At 64.7% G+C, this 13,735-nt stretch carries 16 protein-coding genes; 7 read left to right on the top strand and 9 right to left on the bottom strand.

Annotated features, from left to right (window positions below; all coding sequences use genetic code 11):
* Positions 1 to 39 precede the first annotated feature (39 nt).
* Entirely contained in the window at positions 40 to 588 is a 549-nt protein-coding gene (locus AAIH46_RS19050; RefSeq protein ID WP_430307633.1) for a L,D-transpeptidase family protein, read from the top strand.
* A 2-nt stretch (positions 589 to 590) separates the two neighbouring features.
* On the opposite strand, the gene AAIH46_RS19045 is transcribed toward AAIH46_RS19050, so the two are convergent.
* Positions 591 to 1,418 (bottom strand): DMT family transporter, encoded by an 828-nt coding sequence (locus AAIH46_RS19045; protein WP_430307632.1) that lies wholly within the window; start codon positions 1,416 to 1,418, stop codon positions 591 to 593.
* Between the two features lie 219 nt (positions 1,419 to 1,637).
* Positions 1,638 to 3,047 carry a 3-isopropylmalate dehydratase large subunit gene (leuC, locus tag AAIH46_RS19040; protein ID WP_430307631.1) on the bottom strand — a complete coding sequence of 470 codons (1,410 nt, stop codon included), beginning with the start codon at positions 3,045 to 3,047 and terminating at the stop codon, positions 1,638 to 1,640.
* 338 nt (positions 3,048 to 3,385) lie between these two features.
* Between leuC and AAIH46_RS19035 the strand changes: the two genes are divergently transcribed.
* A complete protein-coding gene (locus AAIH46_RS19035; RefSeq protein WP_430307630.1) occupies positions 3,386 to 4,672 on the top strand; it encodes an MFS transporter in 1,287 nt (428 codons plus the stop codon).
* A gap of 96 nt (positions 4,673 to 4,768) precedes the next feature.
* Here AAIH46_RS19035 and rplS read toward each other — a convergent pair whose 3' ends face one another.
* Complete coding sequence (gene rplS, locus AAIH46_RS19030; RefSeq protein WP_430307629.1) at positions 4,769 to 5,326, bottom strand: 50S ribosomal protein L19; 558 nt, start codon at positions 5,324 to 5,326, stop codon at positions 4,769 to 4,771.
* A gap of 280 nt (positions 5,327 to 5,606) precedes the next feature.
* Here rplS and AAIH46_RS19025 point away from each other — a divergent pair, with 280 nt between their 5' ends.
* Complete coding sequence (locus AAIH46_RS19025) at positions 5,607 to 6,353, top strand: sulfite exporter TauE/SafE family protein (protein WP_430307628.1); 747 nt, start codon at positions 5,607 to 5,609, stop codon at positions 6,351 to 6,353.
* 17 nt (positions 6,354 to 6,370) lie between these two features.
* Here the strand turns inward: AAIH46_RS19025 and AAIH46_RS19020 are convergent, their stop codons facing one another.
* From AAIH46_RS19020 to ffh, 6 genes are all read right to left on the bottom strand, one after another.
* On the bottom strand, positions 6,371 to 6,733 hold the full coding sequence (locus AAIH46_RS19020; protein ID WP_430307627.1) for a DUF4260 domain-containing protein: 363 nt from the start codon (positions 6,731 to 6,733) through the stop codon (positions 6,371 to 6,373).
* The gene (gene trmD / locus AAIH46_RS19015; protein ID WP_430307626.1) at positions 6,733 to 7,425 is read right to left on the bottom strand and encodes a tRNA (guanosine(37)-N1)-methyltransferase TrmD; all 693 of its coding nucleotides are present in this window, start codon (positions 7,423 to 7,425) and stop codon (positions 6,733 to 6,735) included. Before trmD ends, AAIH46_RS19020 begins: the two co-directional genes overlap by 1 nt.
* 9 nt (positions 7,426 to 7,434) lie before the next feature.
* Complete coding sequence (rimM, locus tag AAIH46_RS19010) at positions 7,435 to 8,019, bottom strand: ribosome maturation factor RimM (protein WP_430307625.1); 585 nt, start codon at positions 8,017 to 8,019, stop codon at positions 7,435 to 7,437.
* Between the two features lie 112 nt (positions 8,020 to 8,131).
* A complete protein-coding gene (gene rpsP, locus AAIH46_RS19005; RefSeq protein WP_430307624.1) occupies positions 8,132 to 8,500 on the bottom strand; it encodes a 30S ribosomal protein S16 in 369 nt (122 codons plus the stop codon).
* Positions 8,501 to 8,566: 66 nt separating this feature from the next.
* Positions 8,567 to 8,884, bottom strand: a complete 318-nt coding sequence (locus AAIH46_RS19000; RefSeq protein WP_430307758.1) for a chorismate mutase — start codon at positions 8,882 to 8,884, stop codon at positions 8,567 to 8,569.
* 15 nt (positions 8,885 to 8,899) lie between these two features.
* On the bottom strand, positions 8,900 to 10,480 hold the full coding sequence (ffh, locus tag AAIH46_RS18995) for a signal recognition particle protein (protein ID WP_430307623.1): 1,581 nt from the start codon (positions 10,478 to 10,480) through the stop codon (positions 8,900 to 8,902).
* Positions 10,481 to 10,798: 318 nt separating this feature from the next.
* Here ffh and AAIH46_RS18990 point away from each other — a divergent pair, with 318 nt between their 5' ends.
* The 4 genes from AAIH46_RS18990 to speB all read left to right on the top strand — a co-directional run bounded on the left by AAIH46_RS18990 (position 10,799) and on the right by speB (position 13,691).
* Positions 10,799 to 11,044 carry a type II toxin-antitoxin system VapB family antitoxin gene (locus AAIH46_RS18990; RefSeq protein WP_430307622.1) on the top strand — a complete coding sequence of 82 codons (246 nt, stop codon included), beginning with the start codon at positions 10,799 to 10,801 and terminating at the stop codon, positions 11,042 to 11,044.
* Positions 11,044 to 11,481: a type II toxin-antitoxin system VapC family toxin gene (locus AAIH46_RS18985; RefSeq protein WP_430307621.1), complete on the top strand. Its 438-nt coding sequence runs from the start codon at positions 11,044 to 11,046 to the stop codon at positions 11,479 to 11,481. The genes AAIH46_RS18990 and AAIH46_RS18985 overlap by 1 nt, the downstream gene beginning before the upstream one ends.
* Before the next feature lie 91 nt (positions 11,482 to 11,572).
* Complete coding sequence (locus AAIH46_RS18980; protein ID WP_430307620.1) at positions 11,573 to 12,631, top strand: MBL fold metallo-hydrolase; 1,059 nt, start codon at positions 11,573 to 11,575, stop codon at positions 12,629 to 12,631.
* 97 nt (positions 12,632 to 12,728) lie between these two features.
* On the top strand, positions 12,729 to 13,691 hold the full coding sequence (gene speB, locus AAIH46_RS18975; RefSeq protein ID WP_430307619.1) for an agmatinase: 963 nt from the start codon (positions 12,729 to 12,731) through the stop codon (positions 13,689 to 13,691).
* Positions 13,692 to 13,735: the final 44 nt, after the last annotated feature.

Raw genomic sequence — 13,735 nt, 5'->3', positions numbered from 1 at the left:
CAAACAAAATCATCTTCAAAGCAAAATCATGTGAGAAAAATGGCATCGAGTCGCAAGAAGTTGAGAGGTGGGCCGTCGACGCTCGCGGTTCGTGCGGCTCCGGGAAACCGCAGCCGGGCGATCGTCCAGTGCGGCCCGCTGACCTTTGCGGCGGCCATCGGCCGGAGCGGTCGCACCGTGCTGAAGCGCGAGGGAGACGGTGCAACGCCGATCGCTGCGATGAAGCTGCTCTCCGGTTTCGTGCGCGGCGACCGAGGCCCGCTGCCGAAGACAGCGCTGCCGATGCGGCGCATCCGCCCTGACATGCTGTGGTGCGACCAGCCGGAGCATCCTTCCTACAACCGTCTTGTGCGGGCGCCGTTCAGGCCGAGCCACGAGGAGATGCAGCGTAGCGACGGCCTCTACGATATCTGCCTCGTCATGGACTGGAACGTCACGGCGCGCAAACGCTACGGTGGCTCGGCGATCTTCTTCCACCTGATCCGCCCGGGCTACGAGCCGACCGCCGGCTGCGTCGCGGTCAGCCTTCGCGACATGCGCCGGCTGCTCGCCGTCATGCGACGGGGCACGGTGGTGCGGGTTGTCTAGCGTCAGCGGCCGATGACGATCGCGCCGGCCGCAACGATCACGCAGGCGATGACGCGTCGCGGCGTCAGCGTCTCTCCGAGGAACAGCCGGCCGATCAGCATGGCAAAGACGACGCTCGTCTCGCGGATGGCGGTGATCGGGCCTGCCGGTCCGAGCGAGTAGGCAATGATCACCACGCCATAGGCGATCAGCACGAAGATCCCGCCGCCCAGCGCCTTCCAGGTCTCGCGGTGGTGAAGGTCGATCGCCAGTCTGCCGCGCATGACGAGATAGGCGAGGATCAGCAGCACACCGTAGGTGAACAGCACCCAGGCCGCATAGGCGCGCGGATCGGAAACGTGTCGCACGCCGTTCGAATCGACCGTCGCATAGGTGGCGATGATCAGGCCGGTCAGCAGCGCCCAGAGGATGGACGAGGTTGGCGCCCGCACCTTGCCCAGCGACAGGCTCATGATGCCGAGCGCGATCAGCGCCACGCCGAGCAACTGCTCAGGCGCCAGCAGTTGGCCCGTCAGCACGCCGCCCAAGGTCACCAGCAGCGGTACCGAGCCGCGCACAACGGGGTAGACCTGGCTCAGGTCGCCGTGCCGGTAGGCCGCCACCAGAAACAGGCTGTAGGCCACCTGGAGGATGGAGGAGGCTGCGATATAGGCAAAGCCTGTCGGCGTCGGGAGCGGCAGCCACAGCATCACCGGGATGGCGCAGACGATCCCCGTCACGCCCATCACCGTGATCGACCACAGCCTGTCGGCACCGGAGCGCAGGAAGGCATTCCAGCTTGCATGCAGGACGGCCGCGGTCAGTGCCAATGCAATGACGGTCGGGCTCATGGGTGCGTCGTCCCGCATCTGCGGGCAAGGCGAAAAGAGCTTGTGTTGGGCGGCATGCGGGAACCGGTTCGAAAGCCTCCACCGTAGAGCTGTGCCGGCGCCAGTCAATCACGTGTTCCGCGCATCCGTGATCAGCAGCCAGGACAGAGTAAAAAAGCCGCCGGACGCTTTCGCATCCGGCGGCTCATGTGTCCGGCAGGCTCTAAGCCGCGCCTGTCGTCACTTCCACTCGCGGATATCGACGAAGTGCCCGGTGACGGCGGCAGCGGCCGCCATGGCCGGCGAGACGAGGTGGGTGCGCCCCTTGAAGCCCTGGCGACCCTCGAAGTTGCGGTTCGAGGTGGAGGCGCAGCGCTCGCCCGGCTTCAGCCGGTCGTCGTTCATCGCCAGGCACATGGAGCAGCCCGGTTCGCGCCATTCGAAGCCGGCGTCGAGGAAGATCCGGTCGAGGCCTTCCGCTTCCGCCTGTTCCTTGACGATGCCTGAGCCCGGAACGACCATCGCAGACACCGTCGGCGCGACGCGGCGCCCGTCGACGACGGCTGCCGCTGCCCGCAGGTCTTCAATGCGGCCATTGGTGCACGAGCCGATGAACACCCGGTCGACGGGGATGTCGGTGATCTTGGTGCCCGGCTTCAGGCCCATGTAGTCGAGCGCCCGCCACTTGGAGGTCCGCTTGTTCTCGTCGGCGATCTCGTCCGGGTTGGGCACGACGCCCTGTACGGAGATGACGTCTTCCGGCGACGAGCCCCAGGACACGATCGGCGGCAGGGCGGCCGCATCGAGAACGACGACCTTGTCGTAGTGGGCGCCTTCGTCGGTCTGCAGCGTCTTCCAGTAGTCGACTGCCATGTCCCAGGCCTGGCCCTTCGGGGCGCGCGGCTTGTTCTTGATGTAGGAGAAGGTGGTCTCGTCCGGTGCGATGAGGCCGGCGCGGGCGCCACCCTCGATCGTCATGTTGCAGATCGTCATGCGGCCTTCCATCGACAGCGCGCGAATTGCCTCGCCGGCAAACTCGATGACGTGGCCGGTGCCGCCGGCGGTGCCGATTTCGCCGATGATGGCGAGAATGATGTCCTTGGCGGTGACGCCCGGCGGCAGCTGGCCGTCGACACGCACCAGCATGTTCTTGGCCTTCTTCTGCACCAGCGTCTGGGTTGCCAGAACATGCTCGACTTCGGACGTGCCGATGCCGTGCGCCAGCGCCCCGAAGGCGCCGTGCGTCGAGGTGTGGCTGTCGCCGCAGACGATCGTCATGCCGGGCAGGGTGAAGCCCTGTTCCGGGCCAACGATGTGGACGATGCCCTGGCGGACGTCCTTCTCCGAATAATACTCGACGCCAAAATCATGGGCGTTCTGGGCGAGCGCCTCCACCTGGATGCGGCTTTCCTCGTTCTTGATGCCCTCGTGACGGTCGGCGGTGGTCGGCACGTTGTGGTCGACGACGGCGAGCGTCTTTTCCGGCGCCCGGACCTGACGCCCGGCAAGCCTCAGGCCTTCGAACGCCTGGGGGCTCGTCACCTCATGCACGAGGTGACGATCGATATAGAGAAGACAGGTGCCGGTTTCGTCCTGGCTGACGATGTGGTCGTCCCAGATCTTGTCGTAGAGGGTGCGGGGTGCGCTCATGGCTGCCATCCGTTGATGTCGAAGAAAAAGGGAATTGAAGGCTCGGCAGCAAATGCTGCCGGCAAAAGGCCTGCTCAGCGCGTCCGAAGTCGGCTGTACAGGGCGCCGGACACGCGCGCGAAAAATCGTGCCGGCAGACGCTTATGGTCCTGCAGCACGATGAACTGGTTCGCGAGGCATCCGAATTTCGATCCCATGTGGCGTTATTTAGCAGTTTTCCGGCAGTCCGGCAATTGCACTTTCGCCCCCGTAAGCTCCGTCACTTGTCGCCCGTCCGGCCTCCGCTAATTTCCTTGGAAGACGGTGCGCGGCACCGCGTTTGTCCTGGAGTGACTCCATTGGTTTCCGAAAAAAATCTGATCGCCAAGATCACATGGCGGCTCATGCCTTTTCTGGGCTTTCTCTACCTGATCGCCTACATCGACCGCCAGAACGTCAGCTTCGCCAAGCTGCAGATGGTCGATGCGCTGGGTCTGAGCGAATACGCTTACGGGCTCGGCGCGTCGCTGTTCTTCATCGGCTACTTCCTCTTCGAGGTGCCGAGCAACCTGTTCCTCAGCCGGTTCGGTGCCAGCAAATGGTTTGCCCGGATCATGGTCTCCTGGGGCATCGTCACCATCGCGCTTGCCTATACCAGCAGCCCGACGATGTTCTATATCCTGCGGTTCCTGCTGGGCGTTGCGGAAGCCGGGTTCTTCCCGGGCGTGCTCTACCTGCTCACCCTGTGGTTCCCGAAGGATTATCGCGGCCGCATGGTCGGCCTGTTCATGATCTTCAGCGCACTTGCCAATGCGATCGGCGCGCCGCTCGGCGGCATGCTGCTCGATCTCGACGGCCTCTTCGGCTACGCGGGCTGGGAGTGGGTGTTCCTTGCCACCGGCGTTCCGGCAGTAATTGCCGGCGTCGTGACCTTCTTCTATCTCGACGATACGCCGGCCAAGGCAAAATTCCTCAGCGCCGACGAGAAGCGCTGGCTGGAAGAGCGCCTGGCCTCGGAAAATGCCGGCATGGCAGAGGATGCCGATAACGGTTTCCGCGCGCTCCTTAACCCGCGCGTCCTGTTGATGGCGCTCTGCTACATCGGCTTCCCGCTTGCCGCCTATGGCCTCAGCTATTGGCTGCCGACCATCGTCAAGGGGTTCGGCGTCTCCAACACCGTCAACGGCTTCATCAACATCATTCCGTGGGTAATCGTCGCGCTGGCGCTATGGCTGGTGCCGAGCGCTGCCGACAAGACGGAGAACAAGACGCCCTACATCGTCGGCCCGGCGTTCGTCGGCGCGCTCTGCCTGCTGCTTTCGGCGGTGATCTCGGTCCCGGTGGTGCAGTTCGCGCTGCTGTGCGTCGCGGCTGCCGGTATCTTCGCCGGCCAGCCGGTGTTCTGGAGCCTTCCGGGGCGCTTCCTCAAGGGAGCCGGGGCGGCCGCCGGTATCGCGGCGATCAATTCTGTCGGCAATCTCGGCGGCTTCATCGCCCAGAACGTCGTGCCGTGGATCCGCGATGCGACCGGCAGCACGATCGCGCCGATGTTCTTCCTGTCCGCCTGCCTGGCGATGGCCGGCGTGCTGGTCATTGTCGTCGGCCGCATGCTGGCCCGCCACGGCCGGCCGTCGGTGCAATCCTAGCGCAGGGCACTGATCCGGGCCGGCGCGGGCCTGACGGAAGACAACAAAAAAGGCGGCTCCCGGAGCCGCCTTTTCAATGGGTGGAAACGTCGCGTCTTATTCGGCGGAAGCTTCTGCAGCCGTTGCGGCTTCTGCTTCAGCCTTGGCTGCTGCCTCGGCTTCGGCCTTGGCGGCTGCCTCTGCTGCTGCCTTTTCGGCTGCCAGCGCCTGTGCTGCTGCAACCTTTTCGGCTTCCAGACGTGCACGCTCTTCAGCGGCAGCCGTACGCTCGGCTTCGTTCAGCTTGCGGGTACGGGTGTTGGTGTTCTCGACGATACGAGCCGACTTGCCGCGACGATCGCGCAGGTAGTACAGCTTGGCGCGACGGACCTTACCGCGGCGGACGACTTCGACGCTCTCGACGAGCGGCGAGTAGACCGGGAATACGCGCTCGACGCCTTCGCCGTAGGAAATCTTGCGGACAGTGAAGCTTTCGTTGATGCCGCCGCCGGAACGGGCGATGCAAACGCCTTCGTAGGCCTGCACGCGGGTACGGTTGCCTTCGCGAACCGTGACGTTGACGCGCAGCGTGTCGCCCGGGGAGAATTCCGGAAGCGTACGCTTGGCTTCGATCTTGGCAGCCTGTTCGGCTTCCAGCTGCTGGATGATGTTCATCGGTCTAACCTCTAATTTTTCTCAAACAGCCAGAGCGCTCAACATCGTATCCTTGGGACGTGCCGCGGGATCGTGCCACTGGGGCAGGAGCGAATTCGCCATTCTTTGCTTGCTGGTCGACGGGAGTATCTCCCATGTCCGCGTGGGCAGTTACACGAAAGCGCAGGCTTTGTCACCCCCTTTGCGGCCGGCGGTGGTGTGAAAGATATCGCCTGCCGCCCCTTGTCCGACCGGTGCTTCGCCGGTATCTGCTCGGCCAAGGCGTTTGGGAGGACACCGGATGACATTGGCAATGATCGGGCTGCTGTTCGTGGCGGGCTTCCTGTCCGGCGCCGTCAACGCGATTGCCGGCGGCGGCACGTTCCTGACGTTCGGCGCCCTGACGCTTGCCGGGCTGCCGCCGATCTCGGCCAATGCCACCTCCTCCATCGCGCAGTTTCCCGGCTATGTCACCTCGACGCTCGCCTACCGGCACGAGATCGCCAAGATGTGGCGCGGCGCCGTCGTACTTACCATCGCCTCGTTGCTCGGCGGGCTGGGCGGTGCGCTGATCCTGCTGGCGCTCGACAATCCGTCGTTCCGGGCCATGGTGCCTTGGTTGCTGATGGCGGCCACCGCATTGTTTGCCGCCGGGCCGCTGCTCAAGCCGAAGGCCAGCGAGGAACGCGCCACCAACAGCCTGCCAAGTATCCTCGGCCAGTTTCTCACCGCCGTCTATGGCGGCTTCTTCGGCGCCGGCATGGGCATCATGATGCTGGCGGTGCTGGGGCTGACGACTGGCGGCGGCTATCATCACCTGAACGCATTGAAGAACCTGCTTGCCACCGTGATTGCCGCCATGGCGCTGCTGGTGTTCATCGGCGGCGGCGTGGTCGGCTGGCCGCAGGCGGTGGTGATGATCCCGGCCGTGGCTGCCGGAGGCTGGGCCGGCGTCTGGCTTGCGCGCCGAGTGCCGCAGACGATCATGCGGGTTCTGGTGGTGGCCGTCGGCATCGCGCTGACGATCTACTACTTCGTCACCGGCTGACGGCACGCGGATCGATCCTAGTCCTGCCTGCCGCCGCCGATCCGCCCGAGATGCGTCTCGTGAAATCCGCTCGTCCGCTTCAGCCCGTAGCCGCACATGCGATCGAAGGCGATGTGGAAGACCCAGATGAGCGCCACCGGAACCGCCAGGTCCCAGCCCGCCAGATAGCCCACCGCCAGCAACAGGCCCGGGGCGACGAACGTGTGGACGATATTGTAGGCCATGGCGCCGGTGCGCGGGCCGAAAACATAGCCGAGCATCGAGAGGTCGGGCACCAGGACCAGCAGCAGGAACAGGCGCCAGCCGGCGCCGCCGTTCCAGTAGAGGGCGAGGGCGACGAGCGCGATCGCCAGGTGTTCAAGCCTGAGAAGCAGCGTCATCAGACGTCTGCCGTTCGCTTCGCCAGAAGGTCGGGCCGGCGCTCCGCCGTCAGCTTTTGCGCTTCCGCCTGCCGCCACTTGTCGATCGCCGCGTGGTTGCCGGAGGTCAGGACCGGCGGGATGGTGCGGCCCTCGAATTCCTGCGGACGCGTGTAGTGCGGATGCTCCAGCAGCCCAGTCTCGAAGCTCTCATGGGTGCCGGAAGCATCGTTGCCCATGACGCCGGGAAGGATGCGGACGACCGCATCGAGGAGCGTCAGGGCGGCCGGCTCGCCGCCGGAAAGGATGTAGTCGCCGACAGAGACTTCCTCGAGCCCGCGGGCATCGATCACCCGCTGGTCGACCCCCTCGAAACGGCCGCAGACGATCACCACGCCATCCCCATCCGCCAGTTCACGCACCCGCTTCTGCGTCAGCGGGCGGCCGCGCGGGCTCATCAGCAGTCTCGGCCGCGGATCGGCAGCGACCGAATCGATCGCCTTGGCAAGGATATCGGGTTTCAGGACCATGCCGGCGCCGCCGCCGGCCGGCGTGTCGTCGACCGTGCGGTGGCGGTCATCGGCGAATTCGCGGATCTGCACCGTCTCCAGCGACCACTGGCCACGCTCAATCGCCTTGCCGGCCAGCGAATGGCCGAGATGGCCGGGAAACATGTCCGGGTAGAGCGTCAGGATGGTGGCGCGGAAGGGCATGGCTTCAGATCAGTCCGGCTTGCTGTTCTTGTTGCCACCCTTGCCGGCGGGCCGGGTCGGGTCGCCATCGTCGGGCGTATCGATCAGCCCGGCGGCGATCGGATCGACGATGATGCGGCCGTTCTCCAGGTCGATCTCCAGCACCGCCGCTTCCGAGAACGGAATGAGCGTCGGGCGGCGTCCCTGGCCCTTCAGTTCGAGCAGGTCGCCGGCGCCGAAATCGAAGACGCCGCTCACCTGGCCGTAGCTGCGGCCTTCGGTGTCGACGGCTTCCAGCCCTTCCAGGTCGGCATAGTAGAACTCGTCGTCGTCGAGTTCCTCGTCGGGCAGGTTGTCGCGGTCGATGTAGAGCTCGAGCCCGTTCAGGGATTCAGCCGTCGTCCGGTCGTTGATGCCGCGGAAGCGCACTACGACGACATTCTTCGCCTCGCGCAGCTCGAGGATTTCGAAGACGCGGCCGTCCATGGCATGCAGATGACCGTATTCGGCAAGCGCGGTCGGATCGCCGGTGAAGGGCCGCACCCGGACTTCGCCGCGCAGGCCCTGGGCCGCGCCGATGGTCGCCATCAGGATAGGGTTCTCAAGCTTGGCCATGATCGCTCCTGTTCGGTTGAAGCGTTGTAGAGCGCATCCTGCGCCTTGAAAATAGATGACGGGCGGCATGTCGCCATGCCACCCGCCAAAAGAACGAGGATATGCGCCGGACTTATTCGGCAGAAGCAGCAGCTTCAGCGGCGTCGGCAGCCTTCTGGGCCCGCTCGGCAACGCGCTCCTGGGCCTTCTTGCCCGGCTTTGCCTTGTCCGGGTTGCTGCGCTCGGCGCGCTCGGCCAGGCCGGCCTGGGCCATGAAGCGCAGAACGCGGTCGGTCGGCTGGGCGCCGGCGGCAACCCAATGCTTGATGCGGTCGCCGTCCATCTGGATGCGGGCGTCCGAATCCTTGCCGAGCATCGGGTTCCACGAACCGAGCTTCTCGATGAAGCGGCCATCGCGCGGGGCGCGGGCGTCGGCAACGACGATGTGGTAGTACGGGCGCTTCTTGGAACCACCACGGGCGAGACGGATCTTCAGGGACATGTAGAACTCCTAGTGTTTGGAGCCAGGCGCCATCTGCGGCGGGCTGGACTGTTGTTGAGGCCGCCGTCAGGCGGTCTGTTTCGGTTCGCCGTGTTCAGCGGCGATGGCTTCATGATGCCGGATGACTTCCTTGATGACGAAGTTCAGGAACTTCTCGGCGAAATCCGGATCCAGATGAGCGTCCTTGGCAAGTTTGCGAAGCCGTTCGATCTGGTATTCCTCGCGCGCCGGGTCGGCCGGCGGCAAATCGTATTGGGCCTTCAGGATGCCCACTTCCTTGGTGCAGCGGAAACGCTCGGCGAGCATGTGGATCAGCGCCGCGTCGATGTTGTCGATCGACTGGCGGTAGTTGCCGAGCTGCTGCTTCACCTTCGGATCGCTCATCTGCGCCGTCACCCCTTACTTCTTCTTGGGGAAGCCGGGCAGACCCGGCATTCCACCCAGGCCCGGAAGCTTGGCGCCGCCGAGGCCCGGCATTCCGCCGCCGAGGCCCGGCATCGAACCCGGACGCAGGCCGGCGGCTTCTGCCTGCTTCTGCAGGGCTTCGAGCTGCTTCGGATCGAGCTTCGACAGGTCGGGCATGCCGCCCATGCCGCCGAGACCGCCCATTCCGCCCATGCCACCAAGACCCATCTTGCCGGCAAGGCCGCCCATCATCTGCTTCATCATGCCGCCCTTGCCCTTACCGCCCATGGCTTTCATCATGTCGGCCATCTGGCGGTGCATCTTCAGGAGCTTGTTGATCTCCGCGGCGTCGGTGCCGGAGCCGGCGGCGATGCGCTTCTTGCGGGAATGCTTCAACATGTCCGGGTTGGCGCGCTCGGCCTTGGTCATCGAGCCGATGATGGCGATCTGGCGGTCGAACATCTTGTCGTTCATGCCGGACGCGGCGAGCTTGTCCTTCATGCCGGCCATTCCGGGCATCATCCCCATGATGCCGCCCATGCCGCCGAGCGACTTCATCTGGCGCAGCTGGTCGGCAAGGTCGTTCAGGTCGAACTTGCCCGACTGCATCTTCTTGGCCATCGCCGCGGCCTTTTCCGCGTCGATGTTTTCGGCAGCCTTCTCGACGAGCGAAACGATGTCGCCCATGCCGAGAATGCGGTCGGCGATACGGCGCGGATGGAACTCCTCGAGCTCGTTCATCCGCTCGCCGGTACCGATGAGCTTGATCGGCTTGCCGGTGACGGCGCGCATCGAAAGCGCTGCACCGCCACGACCGTCGCCGTCCATGCGGGTCAGCACGAGACCGGTGATGCCGACGCGCTCGTCGAAATTGCGGGCGAGGTTGACGGCGTCCTGGCCGGTGAGGCTGTCGGCCACCAGCAGAATTTCGTGCGGCTTGGAGCGGGCCTTGATCTCGGCCATCTCGGCCATCAGCGGCTCGTCGATATGGGTGCGGCCGGCGGTGTCGAGGATGACGACGTCATGGCCGCCGAGCTTGGCTGCCTGCACGGCGCGCGCGGCGATGTCGGTCGGCGACTGGCCGGCGATCACCGGCAGCGTGTCGATACCGGTCTGGACGCCCAGCTGGCGCAGCTGTTCCTGGGCGGCCGGACGACGCGTGTCGAGCGAGGCCATCAGGACCTTCTTGCGCTCGCGTTCGGTCAGCCGCTTGGCAATCTTGCCGGAAGTCGTCGTCTTGCCCGAGCCCTGCAGGCCGACCATCATGATGACGACGGGGGCGACCGCATGCAGGTCGATGGAGACGCCTTCCGAGCCAAGCATCTCGACCAGCTCGTCATGGACGATCTTGACGACCATCTGGCCGGGCTTGATCGACTTCAGGACTTCGGCGCCGACGGCCTTCTCGCGAACCTTGTCGGTGAAGGAGCGCACGACTTCCAGCGCCACGTCCGCTTCCAAGAGCGCACGGCGAACCTCGCGCAGAGCGGCGGACACATCCGCTTCGCTCAATGCGCCACGGCCGGTCAGTCCACTCAAGATGGAGCCAAGACGGTCCTGGAGGCTTTCGAACATCGTTTCTTCCTTCTCAACGCTGACGGTCGAGCCGCAACGTTGTGTTCCTGCCACCGAAAAACAAGAGAAACAGCCGGAAATCACCCGAGGGCGCATCGCGCTGTCGGGTGTTGACCTCCGGGAACTCTTTACACCTTTATGGGTCCCGGTCGGCGGCTAAAGTCTTGTCAACTTTCAGCAGATGCCGGGCTTAAACAGCATGATGCCCGGAAAGTCAAGGCGGCCCGGGGTTTGGCCCCGTCAGGCTGCTTTGCGAGTGCCTGCATTTTCGGCTATAACGGATCTTCTGTTGTCCGTTGGCGCAAAGGATGCCTTGCGATGTCGATGATCATCCGCGATCCCGTGGTCGATGCGCTGGCGGCGGAAGTCATGCAGAAGCTGGGCGCCAAAACCAAGGAGGAGGCCATTCGCCTGGCGCTGGAAAACGAGCTGAAGCGCGGCGACGACAAGGCGCTGCTGGCCGACCGCGTGAAGGAAATCCAGGACAGGGTCGTCGCAAGAATGGGTTCGCATGCCGCAGCCTTTGATGAGAAGGCCTACATGGACGAGATGTGGGGAAACTGATGTTTCTCGATGCCTCGGCGCTCGTCGCCATCCTGACGGGCGAAGCGACCGCCAGCCAGCTCCTGCAGAAACTGGCTGGATCTGCCGGCCCGTTCCACTACACGTCGCTGACCATGTACGAAGCCGTCATCGCCATCGCCCGCAAGACGTCGATCTCGCAACACGGCGATCAGGTTCCGACGCCTGCACCCCTCATCCTGGCAGTACAGGCGGATGTCGAGCAGTTTCTCGACGTGATCGGCGCCACGGAAGTGCCCATTCCGCTCGGTGCGCATCACGCAGTGCTTGCTGCAGCCCGCACCTACGGCCGTGCCGTCGGCCATCCGGCAAAGCTGAATTTCGGCGACTGCTTTGCCTACGCCTCTGCCCGCAGCCTCGACGTTCCGCTGCTTTTCGTCGGCAATGATTTTGCCTTGACGGATATCAAGCCTGCGTGATGCCAAAGCCTGGCTTTGCGTGTTTGCAGCGCTTTATCTTGCGGCTTCTCAGACCGCTTCCTATACCTTCATCATGAAAAGACGCCAATTCATGAAACGGGCCGGCATCGGTGGTCTTGCCCTTCTGGGTGGGGGCTTTGCCGCGGGGAGAGCCATGGCTGCCAATCGCTATTATTCCGGTCCGGCCTCCGATCATTTCGACGGCACCCGCTTCTTCAACCCGAACGGCGAGCAGCCGGAAGGCCTGATGAGCCTGCTCCGCTGGCGTCTCAACGGCAAGAGCATCGGCTGGCCGGACGCGTATCCGAGCCCCGTCGAACCCGCGGTGCCGGAAAAGCGCGTTTCGGGCAACCGCATGGTGGTCACCATGGCCGGCCATGCGTCGATGCTGATCCAGGTGGCTGGCCTGAACATCCTCACCGATCCGGTCTGGGCGGAACGGACCAGCCCTGTCAGCTTTGCCGGCCCGAAGCGCGTCAACCAGCCGGGCATCCGCTTCGAGGATCTGCCGACGATCGACGTCGTCATCGTCACCCACAACCATTACGACCATCTCGACCTTGTGACGCTGAAGCGTGTGCACGAGGCGCACCGGCCGCTGTTTGTCACGCCGCTCGGCAATGATGCGATCTTCGGCCCGTCGCTGGACGATCCGCGCATCACCGTCATGGACTGGGGCGACACGGCCTATGTCGGAAAGAACGTCACGCTTCACTGCGAGCCGTGCCATCACTGGTCGGCGCGCGGCGTCGGCGATCGCCGCATGGCGCTGTGGGGCGCCTTCGTCATCGAGACGCTCGCCGGCAAGATCTACCACATCGGCGATACCGGCTTTCACCAGGGCGAAAACTACCGCGCAGCCTCGGAAAGGCACGGACCCTTCCGGCTGGCCATCCTGCCAATCGGCGCCTACGAGCCGCGCTGGTTCATGAAGGCCCAGCACCAGAACCCGGAGGAAGCGGTGGCCGGCATGCAGCTGGCGCGCGCCTCCTACGCCCTCGGTCACCACTGGGGCACCTTCAAGCTGACGGATGAAGGCATCGAGGAGCCGCTGGCGGCCCTCGGCAATGCGCTTTCGGCAGCCGAGATGAAGCCGGAGCGGTTCCGGGCGATGCGCCCGGGCGAAGCTTTCGACGTTCCAGACGTCTGAGGCGGACGATCTCGCAGTGCGGCATTTACAGCGGCGACAGGCTCTGCTCCACTCCTGCCAGTAAGACAGACGACTTCCTCGCCGCATGGAGCCTTGCTTGAGCACTCAGTTTCACCAGCCCGTCGATGCCGCCGAAGTGCCGCGCTTTGCCGGCCACTCCACCTTCATGCGGCTGCCTGCCGTCACCTCGGCCGAGGGTCTGGACATCGCGCTGGTCGGCATCCCCTGGGACGGAGGAACGACCAACCGGGCCGGCGCCCGGCACGGGCCGCGCGAGGTGCGCAACCAGTCGAGCCTGATCCGCCGCGTGCATCATGTCTCCGGCGTAGAGCCGTTCTCGATCGCCAACATTGCCGATGTCGGCGACGTGTCGGTCAACCCGATCGATCTGATGGATGGTCTGCAACGCATCGAAGCTGGCATTGCCGCCATCGTCGCGGCCGGTGCCGTGCCGCTCTCGGTCGGTGGGGATCACCTGACGACGCTGCCGGTGCTGCGCGCCGTTGCGAAAAGCCGTCCGGTCGGGCTCATTCATTTCGATGCGCACACCGATACCAATGACAGCTATTTCGGCGGCAACAAATACACCCACGGCACACCATTCCGCCGCGCCATCGAAGAGGGGCTGCTCGATCCGAAGCGCATGGTGCAGATCGGTATCCGCGGCTCGATCTACGACACGACCGATCATGACTGGGCGAAGGCGCAGGGTATCCGCATCATCTACATGGAAGAGTTCGTCGAGCGTGGCGCCAAGGACGTCATGGCCGAAGCCCGCCGGATCGCCGGCGACGGCCCGACCTACGTCACCTTCGACATCGACAGCATCGACCCGTCGATGGCGCCGGGAACCGGCACGCCGGAGATCGGCGGCTTTTCCACCCGCGAGGCGCAGCAGCTGGTGCGGCTTCTCGCCGGTATCAACATCGTCGGTGCCGATGTGGTGGAGGTCGCGCCGCCCTTTGATGTGGCGGGCGTCACCGCGCTTGCCGGAGCGAACATCCTCTTCGAACTGCTCTGCGTCATGGCGCCATGCGTCGAGCGTCGGCGGCAGCTCTAGCGCGGGCCGACACTGGAATTATCGGTGATTTTCGGCCATATAGG

This window comes from Rhizobium sp. 0TCS1.26 (assembly GCF_050455525.1).
In the GTDB taxonomy this organism is placed as follows: Bacteria; Pseudomonadota; Alphaproteobacteria; order Rhizobiales; family Rhizobiaceae; genus Neorhizobium.
Note: the sequence above shows the minus strand (reverse complement) of the source record. Positions and strands in the feature narration are given on the sequence as shown.